Source organism: Streptomyces sp. HmicA12, assembly GCF_000373565.1.
Lineage (GTDB): Bacteria > Actinomycetota > Actinomycetes > Streptomycetales > Streptomycetaceae > Streptomyces.
Genome location: NZ_KB891820.1, coordinates 290,157 through 313,414, shown reverse-complemented (window position 1 = coordinate 313,414; position 23,258 = coordinate 290,157). Strand labels below are relative to the sequence as shown.

Genomic DNA, 23,258 nt, shown 5'->3' with positions numbered 1-23,258 from the left:
ACCGTGCGCACCCGTCGCCCCTTCGCCCTGACGCTCGCGGCGGCGCTCCTCGGCGCCGTCACGCTGCTCACCCCCTCCGCGTCCGCCTCGCCCGCCAACTTTCCGTCGCATCAGGGTGGTTGTGACCCGTTGACGGGCGCCGCGGAGGACTGCCTCCTCCCCTTCCCCAACGACTGGTACACCCGCCCGGACTCCGGCACGCCCACCGGCCGCCGGGTCGCCTTCACGCCGGACATGCTGCCGCGCGGCACGGCCTCCCCCGTCGTGGACCCGACCGCGTGGAACCGCTCGGACGGCTTCTCCCCCGGCTCGACCCTGGTCGTCCACGTGCCGGGCCTGGACCTGACGGCGACCGGCGCGGCCCCGCTGACCGACATCGGCAGCTCCCTGGACCGCGACGCGCCGATCGTGCTCCTGGACACGACCACGGGTGAACGCCGGCCCTACTGGGCCGAGTCGGACGCCAACGCGAAGAGCCAGGACCGCCGGGCGCTGCTGATCCACCCGGCGAAGAACTTCCGCGAGGGCCACCACTACGCCGTGGCGCTGCGCGACCTCAAGGACGCCGCGGGGCACCGGCTGCCGACACCCGACGCCTTCGCGAAGGTCGCGGGCAAGAAGCTCCCTCGGCACGACACCCTGGCAGCACGACAACGCCAACTCCAGCCCACACTCAGGGCGTTGAGGCACCACACCAAGTCCAGCGATCTCTATCTGGCCTGGGACTTCACCGTCGCGAGCAGCCAGAACCTCACCGGCGACCTGTTCACGATCCGCGACGACGCCTTCCGTCAACTAGGTTCCCGTTCACCCGGGTTCGCGGTCACCGGCGTCAAGGACTTCACACCCGAACAGGACGCCCGGATCGCCCGCGAGGTCACGGGCACGGTGACGGTCCCCAGCTACCTCTCCCTGCCGGGCGGCCCGCCCGGATCCACCCTCAACCGGGGCCGCGACGGCACCCCCCGCCGCCTGCCCGGCAACGTCCAACCGGCCGCGTTCCGCTGCGAGATACCCCGTACCGCCTTCACCGGACAGCCGTCGCGCCCCGCCCTCTACGGACACGGCCTGCTGGGCAGCGCCAACGAAGTCGGCGCGGGCAACGTCAAGGCCATGGCCGCCGAGCACGGCTTCACCTTCTGCGCGATCGACTGGATCGGCATGGCGCAGGCCGACATCCCCGTCGTCCTGGGCGCGCTCGCCGACCTCAACCGCTTCCCGGCGGTCCCCGAGCGCACCGAACAGGGCATGCTCGACGCGATGTTCCTGGGCCGCGCCCTGATCCACCGGGACGGCCTCGCGAGCGACCCGGCGTTCCGCACCGAGGACGGCCGCCCGCTGATCGACACCGCGCACGGCCTCACGTACGACGGCAACAGCCAGGGCGGCATCCTGGGCGGCGCCCTCGTGGCGGCCTCGAAGGACGTCAGGCGCGGGGTGCTCGGCGTGACCGGCATGAACTACGGCCTGCTGCTCAACCGCAGCGCCGACTTCGCCCCGTTCCAGCAGGTCCTCGACGTGGCGTACCCGGACCGGCTGCGCCAGCAGATCGTCCTCGCGCTGTATCAGATGGTGTGGGACCGCGGCGAGACGAACGGCTACGCGCAGACCCTGGCCGGCAGCGGCGACCGCGTCCTGATGCACGTCGCGTACGGCGACCACCAGGTCGCGAACGCCGCCGCCGACGTGGAGGCCCGCACGCTGGGCGCCCGCCTGGTCACCCCCGCCCTGGCACCCGGCCGCAGCCCCGACCGGGTCCCGTACTGGGGCATCCGCCGCGCGGGAGAGCTGCCCTACGACGACGGCTCGGCCATGGTCGTCTGGGACAGCGGCACCCCGACACCGCCGCTGACGAACACCCCGCCCACGGAACCCGAGTACGGCGAGGACCCGCACTCCGATCCGCGCTCCACCGCGGCGGCCCGGCAGCAGAAGGCGACGTTCCTCAGAACGGGCGTCGTGACGGACGTGTGCGGCGGCGCGCCCTGCCGCTCACTGCCCACTCCGTAAAAGCACACGCCGTAAATGCCCACTCCGTAAAAGCACACTCCGTAAAGGCGCACTCCACAGGAGAAATCCGCGCGCGAAAGAGGCACCCTGGAAGCGGGAAACCACCAGGGTGCCTCTTTCGCGCGCGGAGGTGACGGCCATGCCGCACCACCTGATCCGTACCGGTGACGAACCGGTCACCGCCCGCAGCCCGCTGCGGCTGCGGCTCGGCCTGGCGCTGTTCGGCCTGTTCTGGACGACGGCTGGCACGATCGCGTTCCTCTTCGCCCACCGCCCCGGCTGGGCACTGGCCTGCGGAGCCCTCTGGCTGCTGACGACGATCGACCTCTTCATGATCACCCGCCACATCCGCCAGGGCCCGCACTACCAGCCGGGCCGCGACGTCCCGCCGTACAGAAGGAGCGCCCCGTGAGCGAGGCGGGTCAGTCCTCGAATCGGGCGGCGGCCACATACTCGGGCTGCGGGTCGAGCGCCGCGGCGAGCCGGAAGTGCCGCCGGGCCTGCTGCGGCCGGGACCAGCGCTGATAGGTCCGCGCCAGCGCGAAGTGCGCGAACGCGTTGTCCGGCTCCCGCTCCAGCACGATGGAGAACTCCAGCTCGGCGGCGCGGAGTTGAGCGGCGGCGAAGAACGCCCGTGCGCGGAGCAGCCGCGCGGCCGTGTTCTCCGGATACGCGGCGATCACCTCGTCGAGGAGCTTCACCGCACCCTGAGGATCGCGCGCGGCGAGCAGCTGCTCGGCGGCGCGGTAGTCGATGACGTGCGTCTCCGGGGTGGCGTCGGACACGGTGTACTCCCTTCCGGTGTCGACCACGTCAACGCCGTGGCCCGTAGGGCCTATTCCTGCCCGCCCGGCCCCGCGCGGACACTCAGCTCAGCGACACCGCGAGCACCATGCCGGCGAGCACGAGAACCGCACCCGCGATCATGAACCCCCGGTCCACGTCGGGCCGTTCCCCGCCGAGCACGACGGTCTCGCGTGGGTCCTCGACGTCGTAGGCGACACTGACGACCCCGCCGGCGGGCAGCGGTCGCCGCTTGCTGGGCGGCACCGGGGAGACGACCTCTATGACCCGCCCGTCGCCGATCACGAACTGGAGCAGCGGCCGGTCGGAGCCGGGCTGCGGCGGTTTGACCAGGGCCTCCGCCACATTGCCCGCCGCGCGGACCCGGCGGGTGCGCTGCAGTCCGTACGCCCCCGCGAGCAGTGCGACGAGTCCGCCGATCGCGGTGCAGGCGGCGAGGACGATCACCGCGACGCGGTGCGCGCCCGGCGCACCAGGTCGTCCCAGACCGCGTCGACCCGCTCCGTCAGCTTCTCCAGGGGTACGTCGTTGTCGATCACGACGTCGGCGATGGCGAGCCGCTTCTCGCGGGTGGCCTGCGCGGCCATCCGGGCCCGCGCGTCCTGCTCGGTCATGCCGCGCAGCCGGGTCAGCCGGTCGAGCTGGGTCTCGGCGCTCGCGTCGACGACGATCACGAGGTCGTAGAGCGGGGCGAGCGCGTTCTCGGCGAGCAGCGGCACGTCGTGCACCACCACCGAGTCCGGTCCTGCCGACGCCTCCAGTTCCGCGGAGCGGGCCCCGACCAGCGGATGCACGATCTTGTTGAGGGCGGCCAGTCTGTCGGGGTCCGCGAAGACGATCGACCCGAGCTTCGGGCGGTCGAGCGTGCCGTCGGCCGCGAGGATGTCGTCCCCGAACGCCTCGGCGACGGCCGCGAGCCCCGGCGTACCGGGCTCGACGACCTCGCGGGCGATGCGGTCCGCGTCGATCAGGACGGCGCCGCGCTCCACGAGGAGCCTCGACACCTCGCTCTTGCCCGAACCGATTCCCCCGGTCAAGCCCACAGACAACAAGTCCGCGCCTCCCACTCGCCTCGGCATCCCCGCGTGCGCGGGGAGCATCTTTCCGACGCCGATGCCGCCGGTCAGACCCACCGGATCATCCCCACGTCCGTGGGGACTGCGAGGCGCGGACGATCAGCAGACTAGTCCCCTTCGCGCTCCGCCAGGAACTTCTCGAACTCGAGCCCGATCTCGTCCGCCGACGGGATCTCCATCGGCTCCGCGAGCATGTTGCCCCGCGATTCGGCCCCGGCGGCGGCGTCGTACTGGTGCTCCAGCCCCTGCACGAGGGAGACGAGCTCCTCGTCGCCCTCCTGGACCTGCCGGTCGATCTCGGTCTGCGTGCGGTGCGCCTCGGTGCGCAGGGCGTGCGCGATGCCCGGCAGGACGAGCCCGGTCGCGCCGGTGATCGCCTCCAGGACGGTGAGCGCGGCGTCCGGGTAGGCAGAGCGCGCGATGTAGTGCGGGACGTGCGCGGCGACGCCGAGGACGTCGAACCCGGCTTCCATCAGCCGGTACTCGACGAGCGCCTCCGCGCTGCCGGGCACCTGCGCCTCCTCGAACGGGCTGCGGTGGCCGGGCACCAGCTCCGTCCGGTTCCCGTGCGGGGTGAGGCCCACCGGCCGGGTGTGCGGGACGCCCATCGGGATCCCGTGGAAGTTCACGGCGAGCCGGACACCGAGCCGCTCCACGATCTGCTGCACGGCGGCCGCGAACCGCTCCCACTCCACGTCCGGCTCGGGGCCGGTCAGCAGCAGGAAGGGCGCTCCCGTCGCGTCCTGCACGAGCCGCACCTCGATCGAGGGGACCTCGTACTCGGTCCAGCGATCGCGCTTGAACGTCAGCAGGGGACGGCGCGCCCGGTAGTCGACGAGCCGGTCGTGGTCGAACCGCGCGACGACCTGGTGCGGCAGCGAGTCGAGCAGCCGCTCGGCGATCTGGTCGCCGGTCTCTCCCGCGTCGATGTATCCGTCGAAGTGATAGAGCATGACAAGGCCGGCGGACTCCTGGGCGAGTGCCATGTCCACCACGGCCAGGCCCTTCGGCTCCCATGTGTACAAATCCTGCGGATCAAGCACAGTGACCGCTCCTCCTCGTGTTCGTAGGGGGAACGCGCGCCAAGGGCGCGAGCATTCCCGCCCGCGCCCTTTCTCAGCAGCCTCTTACGTGAATGTGGCGTGCCTAACTCGCCATCACGCGCGTGTGCAGTTTGGTGACCGCCCGCCGTGCCGACGTGAACGCGCCGTGCTGCCAGGCGTCGGTGTAGCTGAGCCAGTCACCGGCGAAGTAGACGCGGCCCGTCGGCTCGTTGAGCGGCTTGTAGCGCACGTCGTCGGGCCCGCCGGGGGTGTTGTGCCAGGCGGCCTCCAGGTGCGGGGTCTGCCGCCAGTGGTGCGAGAACGACGAGGCGAGCTCGGTGCGGTACTTCTCGCCGAAGATCTTGGAACCCTGCGCGACGGCCCGCGCCTCGCGCGCCTTCGGCGTGAGCTTCGCGTACGCGTCGGCGTCGCCGCCGTAGTTGTAGTAGCCGATCATGACGCCGCGCTCGCCGTGGAACCCGTACGACGGGTGCCAGATGTGGCTGAGGTCCATGTCGGTCTCGGTGATGCCGCCGTAGATGCGGTGGTCCAGCTCCCACCAGCGGGACTTGTACTCCAGGCCGATCTTGCCCGCGGACTGCGGCGTGATGGCCTCCAGGGCGCTCTGCACGCCGGAGCCGAGGTTGTGCGGGATCTTGGCGAGGATGTTGGGCGGCAGCGCGCCGACGCAGAAGTCGGCCTCGACGGCCTTGGTGCGCCCGTCCTGGGTGTACGTGACGACGACCCCGTCGTTCTTCTCCGTGATCCTGCTGACGACGGCCCCGGTGCGCACTCTGCGCGCGCCGATGGCCCGGGTGAGGGCCTTGGGTATCTGGTCCATGCCGCCCACGGGCTGGAACATCAGCATGGCCTGGTCGAAGCCGAACTCGAAGGAGAAGTACCGTCCGACGCCGCTCGCGAACACCTCGGACGCGGCCGGTACGTCGCCGAGCAGCACGCCCGGTGTGCCGGTGGCCGCGGGCACGGTCGTGTAGCCGCGCCGCTCGCCGCCCTCGTACGTCAGCTTGTCGCCCAACTCCCCGAAGTCCTTGAGGAACTCGACGAGCCGGTCCTGGTCGGTGGCGGTCAGCTCCTTGTCGAGCGCGCCCTTGTCCGTGGCCTTCGCGAGGAGCTCCGACATGTATCCGTACACGTCGGCCTTGGCGGTCCGGTACCGCATCGGCGCGGTCATCCCCGCCGACTCGTTGAAGATGTAGGAGTCGGCGTTGGAGTTGGTGAACACCTCGACGGGGACGCCGAGTTCACGGCAGTAGTCGAGGGTGACCATCCACTGCGGGAGCCGGCCGGGCCCGCAGTTCATGTACTGCCCGTCGCTGAACCGGGCCGTCTGCTTGTTCCCGTACGTGTCGACGGTCGAATCGCCGCCCCGCGCCGTGAAGTTGCGGCCGCCGGTACGCTCCCTGGCCTCCAGGATCGTACAGTCGTAGCCCGCTTTGCCCAGTTCGTACGCGGTGGCGAGCCCGGCGATGCCGCCGCCGACGATCACCACCTTCGCGGCGCCCCGCCCGGTCAGCGAGAAGTCCCCCGACTTCGGTGCCCGATAAGGGAGTTCGCGCTGCGCGGCCTGCGCCGTGGGGGCGAGTCCGAGCGCACCCATGGTGGCGAACATGGCGCCCGCGCCTCCGGTGAGCCCGACATTGCGAAGAAAGCCCCGCCGACTGGTCCCCGTGCCTGCCGTCTGCTGCTGTGCTGCTGCCATGTGCCCGGCTCCCTCACGATCCCGCGTGATCTTGCATGACGCGGAGATCCTGACAACGCCCTGTTACGGCACGGCAGCAACTCGTGTATCGCACATGTTTCCGTTGGGGCGGCGTATCCGCCCCGCCAGGGGCGCGGGGAACTGCGCGACCAGCCACCCCCAACCCGCACCCGCCGACGAAGAATGCCCCCTACGGCGAGGGGGCATACAACAGTGGGCCCGCACCCAAAGGGTGCGGGCCCACTGTCAACTACCTGCTAGCGCAGAGCGATTCAGCTCTGGCCACCGGCCAGCTTCTCACGCAGCGCGGCAAGCGCCTCGTCCGAAGCGAGCGCGCCGGAGTTGTCGTCCGACTCCGAGGAGTACGAACCGCCACCGGAGGCAGCCGGAGCCGCACCGGTCGCACCGGCGACGGCACCCTCGGCCTCGGCCTGGGCGTCCGCCTCGCGGGACTTGATGACCTGGGCCTGGTGCTGCTCGAAGCGCTGCTGCGCCTCGGCGTACTGGCCCTCCCAAGCCTCGCGCTGGGTCTCGAAGCCCTCGAGCCAGTCGTTGGTCTCGGGGTCGAAGCCCTCGGGGTAGATGTAGTTGCCCTGGTCGTCGTAGGACGCGGCCATGCCGTACAGGGTCGGGTCGAACTCGACGGCCGACGGGTCGGCGCCGAAGGCCTCGTTGGCCTGCTTCAGCGAGAGGCTGATGCGGCGACGCTCGAGGTCGATGTCGATGACCTTGACGAAGATCTCGTCGTTGACCTGGACGACCTGCTCCGGGATCTCCACGTGGCGCTCGGCCAGCTCGGAGATGTGGACCAGACCCTCGATGCCCTCGTCCACGCGGACGAACGCACCGAACGGAACCAGCTTCGTGACCTTACCCGGGACGACCTGGCCGATCTGGTGGGTACGGGCGAACTGCTGCCACGGGTCCTCCTGCGTCGCCTTCAGCGACAGGGAGACACGCTCGCGGTCCATGTCGACGTCGAGGACCTCGACGGTGACTTCCTGGCCGACCTCGACAACCTCGGACGGGTGGTCGATGTGCTTCCAGGAGAGCTCGGAGACGTGGACGAGACCGTCGACGCCACCCAGGTCCACGAAGGCACCGAAGTTGACGATCGAGGAGACGACGCCGGAGCGGACCTGACCCTTCTGCAGGGTGGTGAGGAACGTCTGGCGAACCTCGGACTGGGTCTGCTCGAGCCAGGCGCGGCGGGACAGGACCACGTTGTTGCGGTTCTTGTCCAGCTCGATGATCTTCGCCTCGAGCTCCTTGCCCACGTAGGGCTGGAGGTCGCGGACGCGGCGCATCTCGACAAGGGAGGCCGGCAGGAAGCCACGGAGGCCGATGTCGAGGATGAGACCACCCTTGACGACCTCGATGACGGTACCGGTGACGATGCCGTCCTCTTCCTTGATCTTCTCGATGGTGCCCCAGGCACGCTCGTACTGAGCGCGCTTCTTCGAGAGGATCAGGCGGCCTTCCTTGTCCTCCTTCTGGAGAACCAGGGCCTCGATCTCGTCGCCGACCTTGACGACCTCGTTCGGGTCGACGTCGTGCTTGATCGAGAGCTCGCGGCTCGGGATGACACCTTCGGTCTTGTAACCGATGTCGAGGAGGACCTCGTCCCGGTCAACCTTGACGATGACGCCGTCGACGATGTCGCCATCGTTGAAGTACTTGATCGTCTCGTCGATGGCGGCGAGGAAAGCTTCCTCGTTACCGATGTCGTTGACCGCAACCTGCGGGGTGGTGGCGGTGGTCTCGGTGCTGCTCGTCATGTGGGAAAGGGCTCCGGCGGACATTGAAAGTCGGTGGGTACTGCTACGCCGGGAGCCTGTTTCGCACCGAAGAAGCCGGACAGCCTAGGAAGCGCCGATCCCGTGAACCGGGAGGCGCCTCGACAACCGAGGGGACATGCAACAGATGCGAGCACAGCCTGCTATGTCTGAGGTGCGCAGGCCCGCAGCGCAACTTGTAGCATACGGGGGCAGCCGGACAGGGTCAATGCGCGAAGGCGCACACCCGGGGCGGATCGCCGCATACCCGGCACAAATCATGTCTCACGAGGCCACGACGGCCGCAGAACCCGCAGATTAATACCAGGGAGCCGATCATCCAAGGGTCCGGACCAAGGGAAGAGCACGAGCCGGCGTCCGCCGGGAACACGGTGGACGAGGACTCGACGGCCACCCGGCGTGACGCCGGAACCACCGAGAGCTCGCGGGCCAACCGCGGCTGGTGGGACCGGAACGCGGACGAGTATCAGGTCGAGCACGGCACGTTCCTCGGGGACGACCGTTTCGTCTGGGGTCCCGAGGGGCTCGACGAGGTGGAGGCCGAGCTGCTGGGACCGCCGGAGGAGCTCGACGGCAAGGACGTCCTGGAGATCGGCGCGGGCGCGGCCCAGTGCTCGCGCTGGCTGGCCGGCCAGGGCGCGCGGCCCGTCGCCCTCGACCTCTCGCACCGGCAGCTGCAGCACGCGCTGCGCATCGACGGCGGCAAGGTGCCCCTCGTCCAGGCGGACGCCGCGGTCCTCCCCTTCAAGGACGCCTCCTTCGACCTCGCCTGCTCCGCCTACGGCGCCCTCCCCTTCATCGCGGACCAGGTGAAGGTGATGCGCGAGGTGCGCCGCGTGCTGCGGCCCGGCGGCCGCTTCGTCTTCTCCGTGACGCACCCGATCCGCTGGGCGTTCCCGGACGAGCCGGGCCCGGAGGGTCTGTCGGTCTCCGCCTCCTACTTCGACCGCACCCCTTATGTGGAGCAGGACGACGAGGGCAACGCCGTGTACGTCGAGCACCACCGGACCGTCGGGGACCGGGTCCGCGACGTGGTGGCCGGCGGGTTCCGGCTCGTGGACCTGGTCGAGCCCGAGTGGCCCGCGTGGAACACCCAGGAGTGGGGCGGCTGGTCGCCGCTGCGCGGGAACCTGATCCCCGGCTCGGCGATCTTCGTCTGCGAGCGCGACTAGGGCCTGTCCGGCCCGTCCACCGGCGGTCCGCTAGTCCACGGGGCCGGCGGTCGGGTCGGCCGTCAGCCACGCGGTCACGAGCCGTTCGGCCGCCTTCGTTCCGCCGCGCTGCTTGATGAGGCCTTCCTTCGCCGCGCCCCTGACGAGCACCACGCTGCCGTCGCCGGTCGCGGCGGGCGTGACCGTGAGCGTGACGACGGCCGGGTTGAGGCCGCCGATCCCGGTGCCGACGACGCCGCGGATCGCGCTGCCGTCGGCGGGGTCGGTGTCGGTGGCCACGGCTTGGCCCTGGTCGGAGAGCAGCTGCTGCGCCCGGGACAGGGCGGCCTGCGGGGCGAGGTCCGTCTCCAGGCGAACCTCGCGGACGTCCTTCTTGAGGCGCCGGGCCGTGAAGCGGGCACCGGCCCCTCCCCCGCCTCTGCCCGCAACCTTGCCGAGCTGGTCGATGAGGAGTGCGTCTTCGTCGGGCAGTGGCATGCGGCGAGCGTAGCGGCGTGCTGGAGACTGAGGGAGTGATCCGCAGCGACCTTCTCGATCAGTTGCCCGTGCGTTCCGCCGTGCCCGCGCTGCGGGACGCGCTCGACGCGCACGGGACGGCCGTGCTCGTGGCGCCGCCCGGCACCGGAAAGACGACGCTCGTGCCGCTGGTGCTCGCCGGGCTGCTGGAGGAGGGCGCTCCCCCGCGCCGGGTCGTGGTCGCCGAGCCGCGGCGGATCGCGGCGCGGGCGGCGGCCCGTCGGATGGCGTGGCTGCTGGGGGAGAACCTCGACAAGCACAGCGGGCGGGTCGGGTTCACGGTGCGCGGCGAGCGGGCCGTCGGGCCGAACACCCGCGTCGAGGTGGTCACGACCGGTGTGCTGCTCCAACGGCTGCAGCGGGACCAGGAGTTGACCGGTGTGGACGCCGTGATGCTCGACGAGGTCCACGAGCGGCATCTGGACGCGGACACGGTGGCGGCGTTCCTGTGGGACGTACGGCAGGCGCTGCGGCCCGAGCTCGAACTGGTGGCGGCGTCGGCGACGACGGACGCCACGGGGTGGGCCCGGCTGCTCGGGGACGCGCCGGTCGTCGAGGCCGAGGGGGTCGCACACCCGGTGGAGACGGTGTGGGCGCCGCCGGGCAGGCCGGTGCGGCCGCCGCACGGGATGCGGGTGGACCCGGCGCTGCTCACGCACGTGGCGTCGGTGGTGCGGCGGGCCCTGCGGGAGCGGGACGGGGACGTGCTGTGCTTCCTGCCCGGCGTGGGGGAGATCGCCCGCGTCGCCGGGCAGTTGGGCGATCCGGGCGGCGAGGTCGACGTGCTGCAGGTGCACGGGCGGGCCCCTGCCGCCGTGCAGGACGCGGTGCTCTCGCCCGGGGCGCGACGGCGGGTGGTCCTCGCCACGGCCGTCGCGGAGTCGTCGCTGACGGTACCGGGGGTGCGGGTGGTCGTGGACGCGGGCCTCGCGCGCGAGCCGCGGGTCGATCACGCGCGGGGGCTGAGCGCGCTGACGACGGTACGGGCGTCACGCGCGGCCGGGACGCAGCGCGCGGGCCGCGCGGGGCGTGAGGCGCCGGGAGTCGTGTACCGGTGCTGGGAGGAGGCGGAGGACGGGCGTCTGCCGCGGTTCCCCGCCCCCGAGATCAAGGTGGCGGACCTGACGGCGTTCGCGCTGCAAGTGGCGTGCTGGGGCGACCCGGAGGCGTCCGGGCTCGCGCTGCTCGACGCGCCGCCGGCGGGCGCGATGGCGGCGGCGCGGGAGGTCCTGGTGGCCGTCGGGGCGGTGGAGCCCGGTTCGGGGAGGGTGACGGAGCGCGGGCTGCGGCTCGCGCGGCTCGGACTGCATCCGCGGCTCGGGCGGGCCCTGCTGGACGCGGCCCCGGTGGCGGGCGCGCGCCGGGCGGCGGAGGTGGTGGCGCTGCTGAGCGAGGAGCCGCCGCGGGAGTACGGGGACGACCTGGGCGGGGCTCTGCGTGCCGCTCGGCGCGGGGGTGACGCCTACGGTGCGCGCTGGCGGCAGGAGGTGCGGCGACTGTCCGGCCTCGTCGGCGAACCCGCCGCCGCGGAGCGGGAGTCGACCCGTACCGGGCGGGCCCCGACGGCGACCGGTGACGACCAGGTGGCCGGTCTCGTCGCCGCGCTCGCCTTCCCCGAGCGCGTCGCCCACAGGTCCGGCGGCTCGTATCTGATGGTGTCCGGGACGCGGGCGGACATCGGCGACGGGTCCGCCCTGCGGCACGCCGACTGGGTGGCCGTGGCCGTGGCCGACCGGCCCGTCGGCGCCGGGCTCGCGCGGGTGCGCCTCGGGGCCGCCGTGGACGAGGAGGTCGCACGGTGGGCGGCCGCGCCGCTGTGCGCGGACGGCGATGAAGTCACGTGGTCCGACGGGGAGTTGATCGCCCGGCACGTGACCCGGATCGGCGCCGTGGAACTGACGGTGCGCCCGCTGAAGAAGGCCGCCCCCGCCCTCGTACGGGAAGCGCTTCTGGACGGGCTGCGGCGCGAGGGGCTCGGGCTGCTGCGCTGGGACCGGGACGCCGTGGCGCTGCGGCAGCGGCTCGCGTTCCTGCGGCGGCACGTCGGGGAGCCGTGGCCGGACGTGGGCGACGAGGCGCTGTACGCGCGCGTGGACGAGTGGCTGGAGCCGGAGTTGAGCGCGGCCCGGCGCCGCGCCGACCTGGAGCGGATCGACGCGGGGAAGGCCCTCGCCCGGCTGCTGCCGTGGGCGAGCGGGGCGGCCGTGCGCTTCGACGAACTGGCCCCCGAACGCATCGAGGTACCCAGCGGTTCGCGGATCCGGGTCGACTACGCCGATCCCGACCAGCCGGTGCTCGCCGTGAAGGTGCAGGAGATGTTCGGGCTGCAGGAGACACCGCGGGTCGCCGGGGTGCCCGTTCTCGTCCATCTGCTCTCCCCCGCCGGGCGGCCCGCCGCCGTCACCGCCGACCTCGCCTCCTTCTGGCGCGACGGCTACCGCTCGGTGCGGGCCGACCTGCGCGGCCGCTATCCGAAGCACCCGTGGCCCGAGGACCCGGCGACGGCGGCGCCGACCCGGCACACGAACGCGCGGCTCAGGCGTTGACCGGTTCCGGTTCCCGGTCCGGCGTCGCCTCCGGCTCGCCCGGGCGACGGCCGCGCGCCTCCAGCCACAGGGACAGGGCGAGCAGCAGCATCCCGAGGATCAGGAAGCCCCACGGCAGGTAGGAGGTGAGCAGGAGGACCAGAGTGCGCTGGGACTTGACCAGGGCGACCGTGTCCTTGATGTAGTCCTCGCGCATCTTCACGTGGCCGGAGAACGCGGTGACCTTCTTGCCGGCGCCGCCGAGCAGCGTGCCGCCGCGCATCTCCTCCTTGTGGATCTCCTCGCCGTAGACGGGGGCACCGGTGGTCGGGTCGACCCAGAACTTGCGGACGGTGGTGTACCACATCTCGGTGCCGGTCTTGGCGACGGACTCGGGCGTGATGCCCTTGACCGGGAGCTTCTTGGGGAAGGGGACCTTGGTCCAGGGGATGGTCTGCTCGAAGTAGTAGACCTTCACGCCGCGGAAGTCCTGGGTGCCCTTGTAGTGGATGGGGCGGGTGACGCGGGCGCGGGCGTCGAAGTACTCGTAGTCCCGCTTCTCCGTCAGGAAGGGCCACTTGAACTCGATGCCCTCGCGCTTGACCTGGTCGCCGTCGACGGATTCGCCGGTGGCGTGGACGGGCTCCTGGCTGTGGGCGTCGAAGATGTAGCGCTCGGGGATCTCGGAGACCATCTTGCCGTCGGGGCCGACGACGTAGGTGAGGCCGTCCCAGACGACGACGTCGCGGCCGGCGCTCTTCTCGATCTTGTCGGACTCCTCGACGTTGCCCTTGAGCGTCTGCACGATGCTCAGCTTGGGGACCGTCTTCTCCTTCATCGTGCCGTAGTCGATGAGGGTCGCGTTCTTCGCCTCCAGGACCATCGTCTGGTACTGGCTGGGCGGAATCTTCGCCAGGCGCGGGAACGCGTACCAGCGCATGAGCGGGGACATCGCCGTGAAGAACACGGCGAAGGCGAGCAGGATCAGGCTGGCCTTGCGGCGCATCTCGGCGGCCCTCCTCAACTACCTACGTAGCTACGGATGTTTGGGGACTGTGGTCAGCAGCGGCTTGGGGGACGTCTCGCCCGCCGGGGCTCCGACCGCCGACATGGTGAGGACGAGGGCGAGCGCCGCGGCAAGCCCGATCGCGGCCGCGATGAGGGCACGCATGTCCGCCTCCCGGTTCTGGACCCTGTATCTGATGGGGCGTCAGGGCCTTGGGTCGGTGCACCGTAGCAATGCCGGGGGCAGATGAGAACACGTTGCACAGCACGTACTGAGCCCCCGGCCGTTCAGCGGCCGGGGGCTCAAGTGGGTGGTGCGCGGGGGGACTTACGCGGACGGGCTCGCGGACTGCGTCGGCGTCGCCGAACCGCCGTCGGACGGGGCGGCCGTGACCTTCAGCTCGACGTCGAGCGTCGCGCCGCCCGTCGTGGTGACGCGCAGCAGGAACGTGCCGGTCGCGTCGTCCGCGTACAGCTTCGGCAGTTCGAGCAGGCCGTCCTTGTCGGTCTTCAGGTCCTTCAGGGTGCGGATCGTCTTGCCGTCCGCGTCCTTGAAGTAGGGGCCCGTCGTCGCTTCGGTGGCGTCGTCCTTCGCCTTGATGAGGGTGGCCGTCGCGGCGACGCCGTCGGCGACCGCGTCCTTGTACGTGGCCTTCACCGTGACGGTGTCCTCGAAGGTGCCGCCCGCGACGCAGCTGAGTTCCTTGTCGCTGGTAGGCACCAGGGTGTCGGCCTCACGTGCGGTGACCGTCGCCTTGTAGTCGAGGCCGGACAGGGAGCGGCCGACGACGGTGGCGTGGACCGTGAACGTGCCGGTCTTCTCGCCCGCGGTCAGCTCGGGCGCGGTGGCGGTGCCGGCGCTCGTCGTGGTGACGACGGCACTGGCCGAGCCGCCGTCGAACCGGGCGTCCGTGTCACCGGTGACGGTGAAGCGGATCTTGACCTTGCCGACGCCCTTGCCCGCCTTGTCCTTGGCGCGCACCTCGACCCGCTCGGCGAAGGTGTCACCGGCGGTCGCGCTGAGCGTGCCGGTGCCCGCGTCGGCGAGCTGGGTGACGGAGTCGACGGGGTTGGGCGCGGGGGTCTCCGAGGAGCCGTCGCCCGGGTCGGGGCTCTCCGAGCCACCGCCGTCGCCAGGTGTCGAACCGCCGCCGGTGGGAGGCTTGGGCGACGAGCCGCCGCCCGGGGTCGGGGTCGGGGTCGGCGACGGGTTCGCCCCGCCAGCGCCCGAACCGCCGCCGCTGGGGTGCTTGGGCAGGACGCCGGTGCCGTCGGGGACCTCGTAGGTGCCCTTGCGGTAGTACTCCAGCCAGGACAGGACGGTCGTGAGGTACTTCGAGGAGTTGTTGTAGCTGAGGATCGCCTTGTTCAGATCGCCGGCGTTCGACAGGTCCCAGCCGTTGCGGCACAGGTAGTGGCCGGCGGCGAGGGCCGCGTCGTAGACGTTGTTGGGGTCCTTCTTGCCGTCGCCGTTGCCGTCGCGGCCCGCCCACTCCCAGGTGGAGGGGATGAACTGCATGGGGCCGACGGCGCGGTCGTGGACCGTGTCGCCGTCGTAGAGGCCGCCGTCGGTGTCCGTGATCTTCGCGAACCCGTTGCCGTCGAGGGGCGGGCCCGTGATCGTGTCCTTCGTCGTGCCGTTCGCGTCGACGTTGCCGCCGCGCGCCTGACCCGACTCGACCTTGCCGATCGCGGCGAGCAGTTCCCACGGCAGATTGCAGCCGGGCTTGGACGACGCCAGCTCGGACTCGGCCTTCTTGTACGCGTCGAGGACGGTGGCGGGTATGCCGGCCTGGGCCTCACCCGCGGCGCCGCCGCCCGGCGAGGCGGTCGGCGGGGCGGTGGGGCTCTCGAGGTCGGGCAGGTCCTGGTAGTAGTCGGGGCCCGACGCCTGACCGGAGTCGTCGTCGGAGCGGTCGGCCGCCGAACGGCCGCTGTCCGCGGGCTGGGGCGTGGCCACTCCCGGGGCCTGGGACGCGGAGAGGGCCGCCACCGCCGCGGCGGCGACCGCGGCCGTCATGACACCCCTGCGCAGCCGCCTGCCGAAAACCGCCGCCATGCCGCGAACCCCTCCCGAATCGCCTGTGCCGGCCTGTGTGGCCGCTGTGCCCCGCTCCGCCCCGGGTCGCGGGGTTTCACGGCGCGCACCGCGCGCTCCCCAGCGCACGACCCCGCCGACACTACGACAACTTCCGCCGCCTGGGCACCCGTTCGTGCCCGCTATTAACCGATTGATCAGGTAAGCGTTGCCGTACGCTGCCACGCTCGGACGCTGTTGTTCCGAGTGACCCAGATGTTCCGGGGGGAACCTTGCCGTTCACGATCAGCCATGCCGCGGCCGTGCTGCCGTTCGTCCGCCGCGACGGGTCGGGGCGGGGGCGGCTCGTGCCGTCACTGCTCGTGGCCGGGTCGTTCGCGCCGGACGTCACGTACTTCGCGGCGAGCGCGGTGCCGGGCGCCATGGAGTTCGGCGCGTTCACGCACTCGTTCACCGGGGTGTTCACGGTGGACGTGCTGTTCGCCCTCGGCCTGGTGGCACTGTGGCGGCTGATCCGGGAACCGGTCCTCGCGCTGCTGCCGCGGCGGGTGCGTGGACGGGTGTGGACGGTGGTGCGCGGGCGGCCGGCGGACCGGCGGCAGTGGCATTGGTGGTACGTCTCCGTGGTGTGCGGCGCGCTCACGCACGTGGTGTGGGACGCGTTCACGCATCCGGGCCGGTGGGGTGTGCGGCTGCTGCCCGTGCTCGGCGAGAACGTCGCCGGTTCACCGCTCTACTGGTATGTGCAGTACGGGAGTTCGGCGCTCGCGCTCGTCGTGATCGGCGTGTTCGTGTGGCGCGCGGTCAGGGGCGCCGCGCCCTCGGGCGGCCCGCCGCTTCCCCCGGCGCGGGCAAGCCGGCCGGCGGCCTTGCTGATCGGGGGCTGCGCGTGCGGGTGCGGGGCGGTGCGGGTGGCGGACTGGCTGTCGTACGTCGACGAGGAAGGCCTCGACTGGAAGCCGTGGGAGATCGTCCCGGCGGTGTGCTTCGGGGCGGGCGCGGGGCTCGTCGTCGGACTCGTCCTGTACGCGGTGGTGGTCAGGGCGCGGGCACGCCTGCGGGGCCCTGACCTGCCGTCTCCTCGTACGGATCCGGAAATTCCGGAGCGTCCGGCGGAACCGAGCCGTCCGAGCGCTCGCTGATCTCGGCCGGCGGGGTCAGACCGCGGCCGACGGCACGGCCCTTGTTGAGCGCGCGGTGCACGGCCTGGGCGACGCGCTCGACGGTGCGCACCCCGTACTTCATCGACGGGTTGCCGTGGCTGAGGACGGCGATGCGGTAGCTGCGGCCGCCGCCGGTGAACGCGCCGATGCTGTGGATGCGCCAGCCGTGCGTGGCCCGCGGCAGCCAGCCGTTCTTGAGGTGGGCGCGCAGGCCGCGCGGCATCCCGGCGGGCACGCCCCAGCGCTGGTTCTTCTGCACCTGGCTCATCAGCTTCAGCCCGTACGAGCGTGACGCGGCCGTCATGAAGGATCCGCGGCGGGCGGTGAGCGCGTCCAGGAGGCGCATCTGGTCGGCGGCCGTGGTGCGGGTCAGGCCCCAGTAGCCGTACGGGCCGAGGCTGGTGCCGGTGGTGCCGGCCCGGCGCAGGGTCGAGGTGAGGTAGGGCCGGCCGAGGTCGTTCCACAGGCGGCCCGCGGAGGCGTTGTCCGAACTGCGGATCATGGGGCGGAGGTTGCGCCGCTCCCAGCCGGTCGGCTGGCGGCCCCGGTGCGCGGCGCGGCGCAGGGTGGCCTCCAGCATGAGGACCTTCACGATGGACGCCGAGTCGTAGCGGGTGCCCGCGGCGAGGCTGCAGCGGACCTTGGTGCGGTCGTCGCGCACGACGACGGAGACGGTGCCGGTGCGGCCCGCGAGGGCGGCCTTCACGTCCCGGGTGAGCTGCTTGGCGAGGGGGCCGGCGCTCCTGGGGGCGCGGCAGGTCGGTGCGCGGTCCGCCGCGGCTGCCGTGCCGGGTGCGAGCAGGACTACGGTCACCACGAGCGCGGTGACCGCGGATCGGCGTCGGGCCGGGTGTGGGCGCATTCGCCCATGGTGCGGGTGGGGTCGGGCGGGAGCACGGTGTGCGGTCTGAACGGGTTGCGGGCCCAGTCCCGCACCCCTGGAAGGGGAAGCTGCGCGCAGCGCATGCTTCAGGGGCGCGGGGAACTGCGCGCAGCAGGACCACCGGCCCGCGCCCGGCAACAGACCCACGCACCACCGGACGTCCCCCAGGGGCGCGGGGAACTGCGCGAGAAGCCCCCCGGCGAAGAGCCGACGAACCGGGGAACGCCCGGCCGGCCCGCACCCGACGACAGCCCCGCGCAGTCCCCCGCACCGCCGGAGGCTAGTGCGCCGCGGACTCCCAGTCCGTGCCCAGGCCCACCGAGACATCCAGCGGCGCGCGGAGCGCAACCGCGCCGGCCATCTCCCGCCGCACCAGCTCCTCCGCGACCTCGGCCTCCCCGGACGCGATCTCCAGGACGATTTCGTCGTGGACCTGGAGCAGCATCCGGGAGGCGAGCCCCGCCTCGGTGAGCGCCTTGTCGACGTTCAGCATCGCGATCTTCACGATGTCCGCGGCGGTGCCCTGGATCGGCGCGTTCAACGCCATCCGCTCGGCCATCTCGCGGCGCTGCCGGTTGTCCGAGTTCAGGTCGGGCAGGTACCGGCGGCGCCCCAGCATCGTCTCCGTGTACCCGGTGGCCCGCGCCTCGTCGACGACGCGCCGCAGGTAGTCGCGCACCCCGCCGAACCGCTCGAAGTAGGTGTCCATCAGGCCGCGCGCCTCGCCCGGGTCGATGTTCAGCTGTCCCGAGAGGCCGAAGGCCGACAGACCGTAGGCCAGGCCGTACGACATCGCCTTGATCTTGCGGCGCATCTCCGCGTCGACCGCGTCCCGCTCCACGCCGAACACCTGCGAGGCGACCGTGGTGTGCAGGTCCTCGCCGGATGTGAACGCCTCGATGAGGCCCGCGTCCTCCGACAGGTGCGCCATGACGCGCAGTTCGATCTGGCTGTAGTCGGCGGTCATCAGCGACTCGAAGCCCTCGCCGACGACGAACCCGCGGCGGATGGCACGCCCCTCGTCCGTGCGGACCGGGATGTTCTGCAGGTTCGGGTCGGTCGACGAGAGGCGGCCGGTCGCGGCGACCGTCTGGTTGAACGTCGTGTGGATGCGGCCGTCCGCCGCGATCGTCTTGATCAGGCCCTCGACCGTCACGCGCAGCTTGGCCTGCTCACGGTGGCGCAGCATGATCACGGGCAGTTCGTGGTCGGTCTGCGTGGCCAGCCAGGCCAGCGCGTCCGCGTCCGTCGTGTACCCGGTCTTGGTCTTCTTCGTCTTCGGGAGGTCGAGTTCGCCGAAGAAGACCTCCTGGAGCTGCTTGGGCGAGCCGAGGTTGAACTCGTGCCCGACCGACGCGTGCGCCTCCTTCACCGCCTGCTGGACGGCGCCCGCGAACATCTGCTCCATGGATTCCAGGTGGGCGCGGTCGGCGGCGATGCCGTGCCGCTCCAGGCGGGCCAGGAGCGTGGAGGTCGGCAGCTCGATGTCGGTGAGCAGATCGGCCGCGCCGACCTCCTTCAGGCGCTCGCCGAACGCCTCGCCCAGGTCGAGGATCGCGCGGGCCTGCACCATGAGCGCGTCGGCCTCGGCCTGCTCGTCCTCCTCGGAGCCGAACGCGAGCTGCCCGTCGGCGGCGCCGGCCGGGGCCAGCTCGCGGCCCAGGTACTCCAGGGACAGCGCGTCGAGCGCGAAGGAGCGGCGGCCCGGCTTGACCAGGTACGCGGCGAGCGCCGTGTCCATGGTGATGCCGTCCACGGTCCAGCCGTGCTCGGCGAAGACCCGCATGACGCCCTTGGCGTTGTGCAGCACCTTCGGCTTCTTCGCGTCGGCGAGCCACTTCGCGAACGCCTTCTCGTCGGCCTCGTCCAGCGTGGACGGGTCGAACCAGGCGGCCGCTCCGTCGGCCGCGGCGAGCGCGACCTCGGTGACCGAGCCGCTGCCGAGCGCCCACGTGTCGACGGAGGCCAGCCCCAGCGCGGCACCGGCGTGCTCGGTGAGCCACGGGGCGACCTCGCCGGTGCCCAGGACCGTGCCGTCGACCTCGACGCCCGGCTCGGCCGGCGCTTCCTCGGCCTCGGCGGCGCCCGGGTCTACGGCGAACAGGCGCTCGCGCAGCGACGGGTTACGGATCTCCAGGGTGTCCAGGATCATCGCGATCGCCGTACGGTCGTACGCCGCGCGCTCCAGGTCGGTGACCGTCTTCGGCAGCTCGACGTCGCGGACCATCTCGGTCAGGCGGCGGTTGAGCTTCACGGCCTCGATGTGGTCGCGGAAGTTCTGCCCGGCCTTGCCCTTGACCTCCTCGGCGCGCTCGACCAACTCGGCGAACGAACCGAACTGGTTGATCCACTTCGCGGCCGTCTTCTCGCCGACGCCGGGGATGCCCGGCAGGTTGTCCGACGGGTCGCCGCGCAGCGCCGCGAAGTCCGGGTACTGGGCCGGGGTCAGCCCGTACTTCTCCTCGACCTTCTCCGGCGTGAACCGGGTCAGCTCGGAGACGCCCTTCGTCGGGTACAGCACCGTCACGTGCTCCGAGACGAGCTGGAAGGAGTCACGGTCACCGGTGACGATGAGGACGTCGAAGCCGGCCGCCTCGGCCTGTGTGGCGAGGGTGGCGATGATGTCGTCCGCCTCGAAGCCGTCGACGGCGAAGCGCGGCGTGTGCATCGCGTCGAGCAGCTCGCCGATCAGCTCGACCTGCCCCTTGAACTCGTCGGGGGTCTTCGACCGGTTCGCCTTGTACTCGGTGAACTCCTCGGAGCGCCACGTCTTGCGGGAGACGTCGAACGCCACCGCGAAGTGCGTCGGCGCCTCGTCACGCAGCGTGTTCGCCAGCATCGACGCGAATCCATAGATCGCGTTGGTCGGCTGACCCGACGCCGTCGTGAAGTTCTCCGCGGGCAGCGCGAAGAACGCGCGGTAGGCCAGCGAATGCCCGTCCATGAGCATCAGCCGGGGGCGCCCACCAGCACCGCTGTCCGTCGCCTTCGTCGCGGTTGTCTTCGCCGTCTTCGCTGCTTTTTCTGCCACGTCCCCGATCCTGCCAGACCCCACTGACACTCCGGTCCACCCCGGACCGACCTGCGGCGCTGTCAGCCGTACGTGCGAGTATCGAAGTGGTACCTCACAGCGCCCCGGCGCACCAGGATCAGCACGGCCCAGCTCGAAGGGGAGCACGACCATGGCCAGCAAGCCGCCCGCATCGGACCCGGTCCAGGACGCACCGCAGGTCGCGGCGCCGCAGCACCACGCCGCGGGCCTCCCGGCCGTCAGGCACTCCCTGAAGATCGCCCGCGAGCAGATGGGTGTGAAGCGGACCGCGCTGACGCTGCTGCGCGTCAATCAGAAGGACGGCTTCGACTGCCCGGGCTGCGCCTGGCCGGAGCCGGAGCACCGGCACGCGGCGGAGTTCTGTGAGAACGGGGCGAAGGCGGTCGCCGAGGAGGCCACCCTGCGCCGCGTCACCCCCGAGTTCTTCGCCGCGCACCCGATCACGGACCTCGCGACGCGCTCCGGCTACTGGCTGGGCCAGCAGGGCCGCCTGACGCACCCCATGTACCTGGCCGAGGACGCCTCGCACTACGAACCGGTGACGTGGGAGCGGGCCTTCGACATCATCGGCGAGGAGCTGGAGGCGCTCGCCTCCCCCGACGAGGCCGTCTTCTACACGTCGGGGCGCACCAGCAACGAAGCCGCCTTCCTCTTCCAGCTGTTCGCCCGCGAGTTCGGCACGAACAACCTGCCCGACTGCTCGAACATGTGCCACGAGTCGTCCGGTTCGGCGCTGACCGAGACGATCGGCGTAGGCAAGGGCAGCGTGCTGCTGGAGGACCTCTACAAGGCGGACCTGATCATCGTGGCCGGGCAGAACCCGGGCACGAACCACCCGCGCATGCTCTCCGCGCTGGAGAAGGCCAAGTCCGGCGGCGCGAAGATCATCTCGGTGAATCCGCTGCCGGAGGCGGGCCTGGAGAAGTTCAAGAACCCGCAGACCCCGAAGGGCCTCACCAAGGGTGCCTCGCTGACCGACCTGTTCCTGCAGATCAGGCTCGGCGGCGACCAGGCGCTCTTCCGCCTCCTCAACAAGCTGATCCTCGATGCGGAAGGCGCCACGGACGAGGCGTTCATCGCCGAACACACCCATGGCTTCGAGGAGTTCGCGACGGCCGCCCGCGCCGCCGACTGGGACGAGACCCTCACGGCGACCGGCCTGTCCCGCGCCGACATCGAGCGCGCCCTGGAGATGGTCCTCGCCTCGAAGCGGACCGTCGTGTGCTGGGCGATGGGCCTGACCCAGCACAAGCACTCCGTGCCGACCATCCGCGAAGTGGTCAACTTCCTTCTTCTGCGGGGCAACATCGGCCGTCCGGGCGCCGGCGTGTGCCCGGTGCGCGGTCACAGCAACGTGCAGGGCGACCGCACCATGGGCATCTTCGAGCGGCCCGCGCCCGCCTTCCTGGACGCCCTGGAGAAGGAGTTCGGCTTCGCGCCGCCGCGCGAGCACGGCTTCGACGTCGTACGGGCCATTCGCGCGCTGCGCGACGGCGAGGCGAAGGTCTTCTTCGCCATGGGCGGCAACTTCGTGGCGGCGTCCCCCGACACCGACGTGACGGAGGCGGCCATGCGCCGCGCCCGCCTCACCGTCCACGTGTCGACGAAGCTGAACCGCTCGCACACCGTCACCGGCGCCCGCGCCCTGATCCTGCCGACGCTCGGCCGCACCGAGCGGGACCTCCAGGGCGGCGGCGAGCAGTTCGTCACCGTCGAGGACTCCATGGGCATGGTGCACGCCTCGCGCGGCCGCCTGGAGCCCGCGAGCCGCCACCTGCTGTCCGAGCCCGCCATCGTGGCCCGCCTCGCGCGCCGCGCCCTCGGCCACGACTCCCGTACCCCCTGGGAGGAGTTCGAGAAGGACTACGCGACGATCCGCGACCGCATCGCGCGCGTCATCCCGGGCTTCGAGGACTTCAACGCGCGCGTGGCGGACCCGTCCGGCTTCGCGCTGCCGCACGCCCCGCGCGACGAGCGCCGCTTCCCCACCGCCACCGGCAAGGCCAACTTCACGGCCGCGCCCGTCGAGTACCCGCACCTGCCCGAGGGCCGCCTCCTCCTGCAGACGCTGCGCTCGCACGACCAGTACAACACCACCATCTACGGCCTCGACGACCGCTACCGCGGCATCAAGAACGGCCGCAGGGTGGTCCTGGTGAACGAGGAGGACGCGCGCGACCTCGACCTCGCCGAGGGCAGCTACGTCGACCTCGTCAGCGAGTGGAGCGACGGCGTCGAGCGGCGCGCGCCCGGATTCCGCGTGGTGCACTACCCGACGGCCCGCGGCTGCGCGGCCGCCTACTACCCGGAGACGAACGTGCTGGTGCCGCTGGACGCCACCGCGGACACCAGCAACACCCCCGCCAGCAAGTCCGTCGTGGTGCGCCTGGAACAATCCGGCACCGACTGAGCGTTTGCTCAGCCGACACATCCAGGCCTGTAGGCACGACGGACG

The 23,258-nt window shown here is 71.6% G+C and carries 18 protein-coding genes; 6 read left to right on the top strand and 12 right to left on the bottom strand.

Annotated features, from left to right (window positions below; all coding sequences use genetic code 11):
* The first annotated feature begins 3 nt into the window (after window positions 1-3).
* Entirely contained in the window at window positions 4-2,010 is a 2,007-nt protein-coding gene (locus B072_RS0127720) for a hypothetical protein (RefSeq protein WP_018533215.1), read from the top strand.
* 139 nt (window positions 2,011-2,149) lie between these two features.
* Window positions 2,150-2,422, top strand: coding sequence for a DUF6343 family protein (locus B072_RS0127715; RefSeq protein ID WP_018533214.1), 273 nt, complete (start codon window positions 2,150-2,152; stop codon window positions 2,420-2,422).
* A 10-nt stretch (window positions 2,423-2,432) separates the two neighbouring features.
* Here the strand turns inward: B072_RS0127715 and B072_RS0127710 are convergent, their stop codons facing one another.
* From B072_RS0127710 to rpsA, 6 genes are all read right to left on the bottom strand, one after another.
* Window positions 2,433-2,795 carry a tetratricopeptide repeat protein gene (locus B072_RS0127710; protein WP_026246367.1) on the bottom strand — a complete coding sequence of 121 codons (363 nt, stop codon included), beginning with the start codon at window positions 2,793-2,795 and terminating at the stop codon, window positions 2,433-2,435.
* 82 nt (window positions 2,796-2,877) lie between these two features.
* Window positions 2,878-3,261 carry a DUF3592 domain-containing protein gene (locus B072_RS0127705; RefSeq protein ID WP_018533212.1) on the bottom strand — a complete coding sequence of 128 codons (384 nt, stop codon included), beginning with the start codon at window positions 3,259-3,261 and terminating at the stop codon, window positions 2,878-2,880.
* Window positions 3,258-3,866 carry a dephospho-CoA kinase gene (gene coaE / locus B072_RS0127700; RefSeq protein WP_026246366.1) on the bottom strand — a complete coding sequence of 203 codons (609 nt, stop codon included), beginning with the start codon at window positions 3,864-3,866 and terminating at the stop codon, window positions 3,258-3,260. The genes B072_RS0127705 and coaE overlap by 4 nt, the downstream gene beginning before the upstream one ends.
* Before the next feature lie 131 nt (window positions 3,867-3,997).
* On the bottom strand, window positions 3,998-4,933 hold the full coding sequence (locus B072_RS0127695; RefSeq protein WP_026246365.1) for a PAC2 family protein: 936 nt from the start codon (window positions 4,931-4,933) through the stop codon (window positions 3,998-4,000).
* A 103-nt stretch (window positions 4,934-5,036) separates the two neighbouring features.
* The gene (locus tag B072_RS0127690) at window positions 5,037-6,563 is read right to left on the bottom strand and encodes a flavin monoamine oxidase family protein (RefSeq protein ID WP_018533209.1); all 1,527 of its coding nucleotides are present in this window, start codon (window positions 6,561-6,563) and stop codon (window positions 5,037-5,039) included.
* Window positions 6,564-6,925: 362 nt separating this feature from the next.
* The gene (rpsA, locus tag B072_RS0127685; RefSeq protein ID WP_018533208.1) at window positions 6,926-8,431 is read right to left on the bottom strand and encodes a 30S ribosomal protein S1; all 1,506 of its coding nucleotides are present in this window, start codon (window positions 8,429-8,431) and stop codon (window positions 6,926-6,928) included.
* A 389-nt stretch (window positions 8,432-8,820) separates the two neighbouring features.
* On the opposite strand from rpsA, the gene B072_RS0127680 reads away from it, so the two are divergent.
* Window positions 8,821-9,621, top strand: a complete 801-nt coding sequence (locus B072_RS0127680; RefSeq protein WP_018533207.1) for a class I SAM-dependent methyltransferase — start codon at window positions 8,821-8,823, stop codon at window positions 9,619-9,621.
* Window positions 9,622-9,651: 30 nt separating this feature from the next.
* Here the strand turns inward: B072_RS0127680 and B072_RS44220 are convergent, their stop codons facing one another.
* The gene (locus B072_RS44220) at window positions 9,652-10,098 is read right to left on the bottom strand and encodes a hypothetical protein (protein ID WP_018533206.1); all 447 of its coding nucleotides are present in this window, start codon (window positions 10,096-10,098) and stop codon (window positions 9,652-9,654) included.
* Window positions 10,099-10,133: 35 nt separating this feature from the next.
* Here B072_RS44220 and hrpB point away from each other — a divergent pair, with 35 nt between their 5' ends.
* Entirely contained in the window at window positions 10,134-12,683 is a 2,550-nt protein-coding gene (gene hrpB / locus B072_RS0127670) for an ATP-dependent helicase HrpB (RefSeq protein ID WP_018533205.1), read from the top strand.
* On the opposite strand, the gene B072_RS0127665 is transcribed toward hrpB, so the two are convergent.
* The 3 genes from B072_RS0127665 to B072_RS0127655 all read right to left on the bottom strand — a co-directional run bounded on the left by B072_RS0127665 (window position 12,673) and on the right by B072_RS0127655 (window position 15,726).
* Window positions 12,673-13,668, bottom strand: coding sequence for a DUF3068 domain-containing protein (locus B072_RS0127665; protein ID WP_018533204.1), 996 nt, complete (start codon window positions 13,666-13,668; stop codon window positions 12,673-12,675). The two genes, hrpB and B072_RS0127665, sit on opposite strands and share 11 nt — an antisense overlap.
* 30 nt (window positions 13,669-13,698) lie before the next feature.
* Window positions 13,699-13,833 carry an SPW_0924 family protein gene (locus B072_RS47840; protein ID WP_018533203.1) on the bottom strand — a complete coding sequence of 45 codons (135 nt, stop codon included), beginning with the start codon at window positions 13,831-13,833 and terminating at the stop codon, window positions 13,699-13,701.
* 162 nt (window positions 13,834-13,995) lie between these two features.
* Window positions 13,996-15,726: a lytic transglycosylase domain-containing protein gene (locus B072_RS0127655; protein WP_018533202.1), complete on the bottom strand. Its 1,731-nt coding sequence runs from the start codon at window positions 15,724-15,726 to the stop codon at window positions 13,996-13,998.
* Window positions 15,727-15,977: 251 nt separating this feature from the next.
* On the opposite strand from B072_RS0127655, the gene B072_RS0127650 reads away from it, so the two are divergent.
* On the top strand, window positions 15,978-16,847 hold the full coding sequence (locus tag B072_RS0127650) for a DUF4184 family protein (protein WP_018533201.1): 870 nt from the start codon (window positions 15,978-15,980) through the stop codon (window positions 16,845-16,847).
* Here the strand turns inward: B072_RS0127650 and B072_RS47835 are convergent.
* Both B072_RS47835 and polA read right to left on the bottom strand, forming a co-directional pair.
* Complete coding sequence (locus B072_RS47835) at window positions 16,744-17,730, bottom strand: serine hydrolase (RefSeq protein ID WP_078506602.1); 987 nt, start codon at window positions 17,728-17,730, stop codon at window positions 16,744-16,746. The two genes, B072_RS0127650 and B072_RS47835, sit on opposite strands and share 104 nt — an antisense overlap.
* Window positions 17,731-18,031: 301 nt before the next feature.
* Window positions 18,032-20,701, bottom strand: a complete 2,670-nt coding sequence (polA, locus tag B072_RS0127640) for a DNA polymerase I (RefSeq protein WP_018533199.1) — start codon at window positions 20,699-20,701, stop codon at window positions 18,032-18,034.
* A gap of 232 nt (window positions 20,702-20,933) precedes the next feature.
* Here polA and B072_RS0127635 point away from each other — a divergent pair, with 232 nt between their 5' ends.
* Window positions 20,934-23,213, top strand: coding sequence for an FdhF/YdeP family oxidoreductase (locus tag B072_RS0127635; RefSeq protein ID WP_018533198.1), 2,280 nt, complete (start codon window positions 20,934-20,936; stop codon window positions 23,211-23,213).
* Window positions 23,214-23,258 lie beyond the last annotated feature (45 nt).

Excerpts from the sequence above, each read along its gene's own strand:
- rpsA (WP_018533208.1), bottom strand. The coding sequence starts at position 8,431 with ATGACGAGCAGCACCGAGACCACCGCCACCACCCCGCAGGTTGCGGTC.
- B072_RS0127655 (WP_018533202.1), bottom strand. The coding sequence starts at position 15,726 with ATGGCGGCGGTTTTCGGCAGGCGGCTGCGCAGGGGTGTCATGACGGCC.
- B072_RS44220 (WP_018533206.1), bottom strand. The coding sequence starts at position 10,098 with ATGCCACTGCCCGACGAAGACGCACTCCTCATCGACCAGCTCGGCAAG.
- B072_RS0127665 (WP_018533204.1), bottom strand. The coding sequence starts at position 13,668 with ATGCGCCGCAAGGCCAGCCTGATCCTGCTCGCCTTCGCCGTGTTCTTC.
- B072_RS0127690 (WP_018533209.1), bottom strand. The coding sequence starts at position 6,563 with ATGTTCGCCACCATGGGTGCGCTCGGACTCGCCCCCACGGCGCAGGCC.
- B072_RS47840 (WP_018533203.1), bottom strand. The coding sequence starts at position 13,833 with ATGCGTGCCCTCATCGCGGCCGCGATCGGGCTTGCCGCGGCGCTCGCC.
- B072_RS0127635 (WP_018533198.1), top strand. The coding sequence starts at position 20,934 with ATGGCCAGCAAGCCGCCCGCATCGGACCCGGTCCAGGACGCACCGCAG.
- polA (WP_018533199.1), bottom strand. The coding sequence starts at position 20,701 with ATGCTCATGGACGGGCATTCGCTGGCCTACCGCGCGTTCTTCGCGCTG.
- B072_RS0127715 (WP_018533214.1), top strand. The coding sequence starts at position 2,150 with ATGCCGCACCACCTGATCCGTACCGGTGACGAACCGGTCACCGCCCGC.
- B072_RS47835 (WP_078506602.1), bottom strand. The coding sequence starts at position 17,730 with ATGCGCCCACACCCGGCCCGACGCCGATCCGCGGTCACCGCGCTCGTG.